The sequence below is a fragment of the Ruminococcus sp. genome, from assembly GCF_017650195.1.
In the GTDB taxonomy this organism is placed as follows: Bacteria; Bacillota; Clostridia; order Oscillospirales; family Ruminococcaceae; genus Ruminococcus.
On sequence record NZ_JAGCFH010000016.1, the window covers coordinates 1 to 5,647 of the forward strand.

At 45.7% G+C, this 5,647-nt stretch carries 8 protein-coding genes; 5 read left to right on the top strand and 3 right to left on the bottom strand.

The window, feature by feature from the left end; all coding sequences use genetic code 11:
• The 3 genes from J6U00_RS00450 to J6U00_RS00460 all read right to left on the bottom strand — a co-directional run.
• The coding region (locus tag J6U00_RS00450) for a DUF711 family protein (RefSeq protein ID WP_296577498.1) at positions 1–180 on the bottom strand (180 nt) is incomplete at its 3' end.
• Positions 181–198: 18 nt separating this feature from the next.
• Positions 199–468, bottom strand: a complete 270-nt coding sequence (locus J6U00_RS00455; protein ID WP_024860791.1) for an ACT domain-containing protein — start codon at positions 466–468, stop codon at positions 199–201.
• 140 nt (positions 469–608) lie between these two features.
• The gene (locus J6U00_RS00460; protein WP_296577501.1) at positions 609–1,118 is read right to left on the bottom strand and encodes a DinB family protein; all 510 of its coding nucleotides are present in this window, start codon (positions 1,116–1,118) and stop codon (positions 609–611) included.
• Between the two features lie 134 nt (positions 1,119–1,252).
• On the opposite strand from J6U00_RS00460, the gene J6U00_RS00465 reads away from it, so the two are divergent.
• Genes J6U00_RS00465 through ispE form a run of 5 tightly spaced genes read left to right on the top strand, consistent with a single transcriptional unit; the run spans position 1,253 to position 5,640 of the window.
• Positions 1,253–2,107: a histidinol-phosphatase HisJ family protein gene (locus J6U00_RS00465; protein WP_296577503.1), complete on the top strand. Its 855-nt coding sequence runs from the start codon at positions 1,253–1,255 to the stop codon at positions 2,105–2,107.
• 14 nt (positions 2,108–2,121) lie between these two features.
• Complete coding sequence (locus J6U00_RS00470) at positions 2,122–3,096, top strand: hypothetical protein (protein WP_296577504.1); 975 nt, start codon at positions 2,122–2,124, stop codon at positions 3,094–3,096.
• A 20-nt stretch (positions 3,097–3,116) separates the two neighbouring features.
• A complete protein-coding gene (locus tag J6U00_RS00475) occupies positions 3,117–3,593 on the top strand; it encodes an Lrp/AsnC family transcriptional regulator (protein ID WP_296577505.1) in 477 nt (158 codons plus the stop codon).
• A gap of 5 nt (positions 3,594–3,598) precedes the next feature.
• On the top strand, positions 3,599–4,777 hold the full coding sequence (locus J6U00_RS00480) for an aminotransferase class I/II-fold pyridoxal phosphate-dependent enzyme (protein WP_296577509.1): 1,179 nt from the start codon (positions 3,599–3,601) through the stop codon (positions 4,775–4,777).
• Positions 4,774–5,640: a 4-(cytidine 5'-diphospho)-2-C-methyl-D-erythritol kinase gene (gene ispE, locus J6U00_RS00485; RefSeq protein ID WP_296577507.1), complete on the top strand. Its 867-nt coding sequence runs from the start codon at positions 4,774–4,776 to the stop codon at positions 5,638–5,640. Before J6U00_RS00480 ends, ispE begins: the two co-directional genes overlap by 4 nt.
• The last annotated feature ends 7 nt before the right edge of the window (positions 5,641–5,647 follow it).

A 5,647-nucleotide genomic window follows, 5' to 3' on the forward strand; every position in this document is an offset into this window, starting at 1 on the left:
ACCCACAGGAACGAGCTTGCCGGCTTTTGATACTATTTTATTGTATACCTTCTCGCAGGCTCTGTCTATATCCGTGTCGATACAGTCAAGGAGAGATATGCCCATAGTGATAGTACGTATATCAAGGCACTCATCCTGTATCATGCGGATGGTTTCAAGTATATTATATACGTTAAGCATTTAGCGGACTTCCTTTCATCAGACGCTGTGCATTGAGTTGAATATATCCTCGTGCATTGTGTGAATGGAGAGTCCGAGTTCTGTGCCAAGGGCTGTCATGCGGTCGACGAGCTCAGAGAAATCACCCTTAATATCAGATATATCAACAAGCATTATCATAGCGAACATATCCTGCAAAACGCTTTGTGTCACCTCTATAACATTTACATTGTATTCAGCGCAGATACCGCTTACCTTATGAAGGATACCTACGGTGTCCTTACCAATAACAGTTACGACTGCTCTCATAATAAAAACCTCCGTTTTTTGTTATTCGGTGTATCCCGAATGATTGATATAATTATAACACACTGCTTATAAAAAAGCAAGTATTATTTAGCTGTCAGTTATTAGCAGTAGGCATTCACTGCGGCTATACTCCCGTTATTTTAGATTTGCCCCTCGTCGTATAATCCCTTGCTTAGTCTGTCAAGGTTATCCGCACTGGCATATATCGGAAATTTCCCTGTGCGCTCCGTGGTTTGTCCGTTGAGCATACCAGTGTGAAAGGAGATATGCCGAAACTGCCTTAATATAAGCTCCAGACGAGTGTAATGGCATTTTTTAGGGCGTTCGTAGAGCAGCTCATCGGTGAGACTATCAAGATAATCCATTGTTTTCAGCCTCACCCTTTCGAGGTATTCGAGTAACTCCTCATCGCTCAGGACTTGGTTGCATGGATTGTCGGGATTATCCATGCCTGCTTCGTGAAACTCGGGCTCTGTGAATATCTCAGGGTTGAAATACCATTTGTCAGCCGAGTGTATAGTATGATAGACGTATCTCCACGCAGGAGAGCCGCAGACAGCAGCTTCCCTGTTATAGGTCAGTATGGCAGTCCTAAGGTTTACAAAGTTGGCATTGGTCTCAGCTTTTATCATTTGGATGTGCTCTTTCATAATATCACCTCTTGCGTATATTTTAGTCCAAAAGCCCTGAATTGTCAATTGTTTGTTCCTTTTTTCAAAAAAGAGTGGAAATTTATTCTGATTTGTGATATAATAATAAAATACACTTAAAAGGGGATGAAACTATGAAACTTATGGATTGCCATACACATACGCAGTTTTCTGTGGATTCTGAGGCGGATATAAACGAATGTGTAAAGCGTGCTGCGAAGCTCGGGCTTGCAGCCTACGCCATTACCGACCACTGCGAGTGCAATGCATGGTATGGAGAGGAGCATTATTCCGAGGAGGAGAAAAAGCTAAGGGAGAGCTTTGATTATGCTGCCGATTTTGAAAACTCGGTATCTGCCGTTACTGCTCTGAAAGAAAAGTGGGCAGGGAAGCTCAATCTTATCTGTGGCGTGGAGCTGGGACAGATACTTCATGATATGGAAGCGGCAAAGAAGGTGAACGCCGATAAGAGGGTGGACTTCATCATAGGCTCGGTTCACCAGATATCCGGGGAGCCTGACTTTTACTTCGTGGAATATGATAAAATGACTATGGACGGTATATACGACCTGCTGGAGCGTTATTTCAGTGAGGCTTACGATCTTAGCAGAACAGAGCTTTTTGACGTTTTCGGGCATATTACCTATTGCCTGCGATATATGAAGCAGAGGCACGGTATAAATGCCGATATAAGCAGGTTTGACGATATCATAGAGGAGACTTTTCGCAACCTTGCCATGAACGGCAAGGGTATAGAGATAAATACTTCCGGATTGAGACAGGGCTTCGGGGACTGCTTCCCGAATCTTAAGTATATCAAGCTTTTTCACGATATTGGCGGAGAGATAATAACTATCGGCTCTGACTCCCATACCGTTGAAGATATAGCGGCAAATTCTGCGGACGGCATAAAACTCGCAAAAGAGGCAGGTTTCAGAAGGCTGGCATATTTCAAAAAAAGAAAGCCGCATTTTATTGATATCGAGTGAAGAGGAGAGATACAATGGGGAAACGCGCTTTTTTGTTCGGACTTGCCCTGCTTGCAACTGTATCGGTTTCTGGTTGCAAATCTCCATCTGAGAAGAACGGTAAAGAAGATAACAGCACTACTGTTACAGATGAGACTACTACCGCAAAGGAGAATACTGTCTCAGAAACTACTACCCGCAGGAAGAATAAAGAAAAAACAGGTATGCTTGGCTATGTTGAAAAGAGCAAACAGTCTTCCGCAAACGCAAATGCCAAGACACTATATCACTCTGTTATGAGTGTTCTTACGGACGATGAAAAGAAGATAGCAAATGACATTATTTACACAAAGACAGGTGAAGGAGAGTTCGGTGAGAAAGTTAACAAATATTTTATCGAGCTTGATCCTCTTGAGTATATAGTCATTCCAGATGAACATGGTCAGCCTAAAGCGGTTCTCTGCTGCAGCGGAACTTCCCGAAAGGATAAAGTTGGGATTTACGGCGATATCGAGGATGCAGACGATATCAAGGAGCTGAAGTGGAAGAAAGTCCTTGAAAAATTTGGCCTGGAGTACGGCAAATATACCGATATTGAGCTGGAAAAGTTCGATTACAGCAGCAATTACAGCTACACCCATGAAGAACCGCAGGGAATAGACTTTGAAGATGTTGATGCACTGGAATCCTGCGATCTGGCTTCGGCTATCGCATGGGAGTACAACCTCGGCGAAACTGATATACCTGTGTATCTCTACGGTAAATGGAGCAAGGATACGGTATTTACTGCTGATATTGACTGGGAGATACCGAAACACGGTGATATAGAGTATGTTATAGAATTCAATGGTTTCAGCGTATCAAAGGTATTTTGCTGGGACACCGAACGTGATAAAAAATATGTTGGTGATACCGATTTCGGATACGGCTATACAAATTTTGTTGACAAGACGTGGGACGATGTGCTTGAATACTACGGTTATAAACAGGGTGAATACGTTGAATATTAATAATGAAAGGAACTGATACTATGAATGACATCATAAAAATATTACAGCAGAATGCCCGTATTTCAAACAGGGAGCTGGGCGAAATGCTTGGCATTTCAGCAGAGGAGGCAGCTGCCGAGATAGAAAGGCTGGAAAAGAGTGGGGTCATAAAGGGCTACAGCGTTATAGTAAACGACGATCTCTACGATGATTCTGTGGTATATGCTACTATTGAGCTTAAAGTAACTCCTCAGCGCGACTGTGGCTTTGACGATATCGCAAAGACTATAATGATGTACGATGAGGTGGAGAGCGTGAGCCTCATGTCATCAGGTGCCTATGATCTTGCAGTAGAGGTCAAGGGCAGCAACCTCAAGGATGTTGCGTTCTTTGTTTCTGAGAGACTTGCCACTATAGATGGCATTCTTTCCACTTCCACCCACTTCATACTGAAAAAGTACAAGGAAAAAGGAATTTTCATTGATGGTGAAGAGCCTGACGAAAGGGGACTCGGCTGATCGTGATAGATTACGACAAGGTCCTTTCGGACAAGATAAAGAACATAAAGCCCTCAGGCATACGTAAGTTCTTCGATATCGCAGGAACTATGGAGGACGTTATCTCCCTAGGAGTAGGTGAGCCGGACTTTAACACACCGTGGGCTATAAGAAAATCCGCTATACAGGTGCTTGAGAGAAAGCACATAATATATGGACCCAACAAGGGAATCGCTCCTCTGAGGAATACCATATCCGCCCATATCGAAAAGAAGCACGGCGTTAAATATGACCCCGACAAGGAGATAATCGTCACTGTAGGAGGTTCCGAGGCTATAGACCTCACTGTTCGAGGACTTCTCGATCCTGGGGACGAAGTGCTGGTAGTAGAGCCTTGCTTCGTCTGTTATGCTCCTCTTGTCGAGCTGGCGGGCGGCGTGCCTGTTTCAGTTCCCACACGTATCGAGAACAATTTCAAGTTGACCCTTGAGGATTTCAAGGACAAGGTCACCGAGCGCACAAAGCTCCTTATACTACCTTTCCCAAACAATCCAACGGGAGCGGTAATGACAATGGAGGATCTCGAACCGATAGCGGAATTTCTCCGCGATACCAATATAATGGTACTGACTGACGAGATATATTCCGAGCTTACCTACGGCAGGAAGCACTTTTCCATAATCGAACTAGAAGGCATGAGAGAGCGTACCATATACGTAAACGGCTTCTCAAAGGCTTATGCCATGACAGGCTGGAGACTTGGCTATGTTACCGCTCCCGAACCGATAATAACACAGATATCAAAGATACATCAGTACGGTATCATGTGCAGTCCCTTCATCAGTCAGAACGCCGCTGTTGAAGCTCTTACCGCCTGCGACGAGGAGGTAGCGAAAATGGTGGCTGAGTACAATACCCGCCGCCGCTATCTTGTAGGGGAGTTTAACCGTCTCGGGCTGACCTGCTTCAACCCAGAGGGAGCCTTCTATGTATTCCCATGCATCAAGAGCACAGGGCTTACAAGCGAGGAATTCTGCGAAAGACTGCTCTTTGAGGAGAGGGTCGCGGCAGTTCCGGGAAGTGCCTTCGGCGGCAGCGGAGAGGGATATATGCGTATATCCTACGCTTACTCCCTCAAACACCTCATGGAAGCAATAAGACGTATCGAAAAGTTCCTGAAAAAGCTGGAGGCTGAGAAAAAATGAAAGTAAAAACGGCAGCAAAAATAAATCTTGCCCTTGATGTCACTGGGAAGCTCCCCAACGGCTATCATACCATAGAGAGCGTTTTTCAGACCGTAGGGCTGTACGACGATGTATCTGTTGAGCTTGCGGAAACCAGCATAGAGCTTACCTGCGACGTACCTGAGGAGTTCGCAAGTGCCGACCCGATTCCCTGCGATGAGAGAAACATCGCGTACAAAGCGGCAAAGCTGTTCTTTGAGGAGAACGGCATGGACTGCGGCTGCCGTATACATATAAAGAAGGGCATACCCTCTCAGGCTGGAATGGGCGGCGGCAGCACTGACGCAGCGGCTGTGCTTTACTGCCTCGGTGAACTTACAGGAAAAAGCGTGAGCAAGCCGGAAAAGCTCGGAGCGGACGTTCCCTTCTTCCTCACTGGAGGTACAGCTTATGTTGAGGGGATAGGCGAGAGGATAACTCCCATAGCCGATTATTCGGGAAAGATACTGGTCATAGCAAAGGGCTTGGAGGGAGTATCCACTGCCGAGGCTTACAGCAGAATCGACGAACTTGTTTCTCCTTGGCATCCGGAGACTCAGAAGCTTGCAGAGGCTGTGATAAGCTCTCCTAGGACAGCTTATCAGTACTTCGGCAATCTCTTCGAGCAGGCTGTGGAGCTCCCAGAGGTGGAAGACATAAAGAATATCATGCTTGACGGCGGCTCGTTTAGAGCCGTTATGACAGGAAGCGGATCGGCTGTATTCGGTATATTTGGCTCTGCAGAGCAGGCTGAGATCTGTGCGGAGCAGCTTAGGAGCAGAGGGTATTTCGCCTGCGTATGTGAGACCGTCCCAAGGAGCTTCATTATTGTCGACGAACAGTAAAATGCAG

Excerpts from the sequence above, each read along its gene's own strand:
- J6U00_RS00455 (WP_024860791.1), bottom strand. The coding sequence starts at position 468 with ATGAGAGCAGTCGTAACTGTTATTGGTAAGGACACCGTAGGTATCCTT.
- J6U00_RS00460 (WP_296577501.1), bottom strand. The coding sequence starts at position 1,118 with ATGAAAGAGCACATCCAAATGATAAAAGCTGAGACCAATGCCAACTTT.
- J6U00_RS00465 (WP_296577503.1), top strand. The coding sequence starts at position 1,253 with ATGAAACTTATGGATTGCCATACACATACGCAGTTTTCTGTGGATTCT.
- J6U00_RS00470 (WP_296577504.1), top strand. The coding sequence starts at position 2,122 with ATGGGGAAACGCGCTTTTTTGTTCGGACTTGCCCTGCTTGCAACTGTA.
- J6U00_RS00475 (WP_296577505.1), top strand. The coding sequence starts at position 3,117 with ATGAATGACATCATAAAAATATTACAGCAGAATGCCCGTATTTCAAAC.
- ispE (WP_296577507.1), top strand. The coding sequence starts at position 4,774 with ATGAAAGTAAAAACGGCAGCAAAAATAAATCTTGCCCTTGATGTCACT.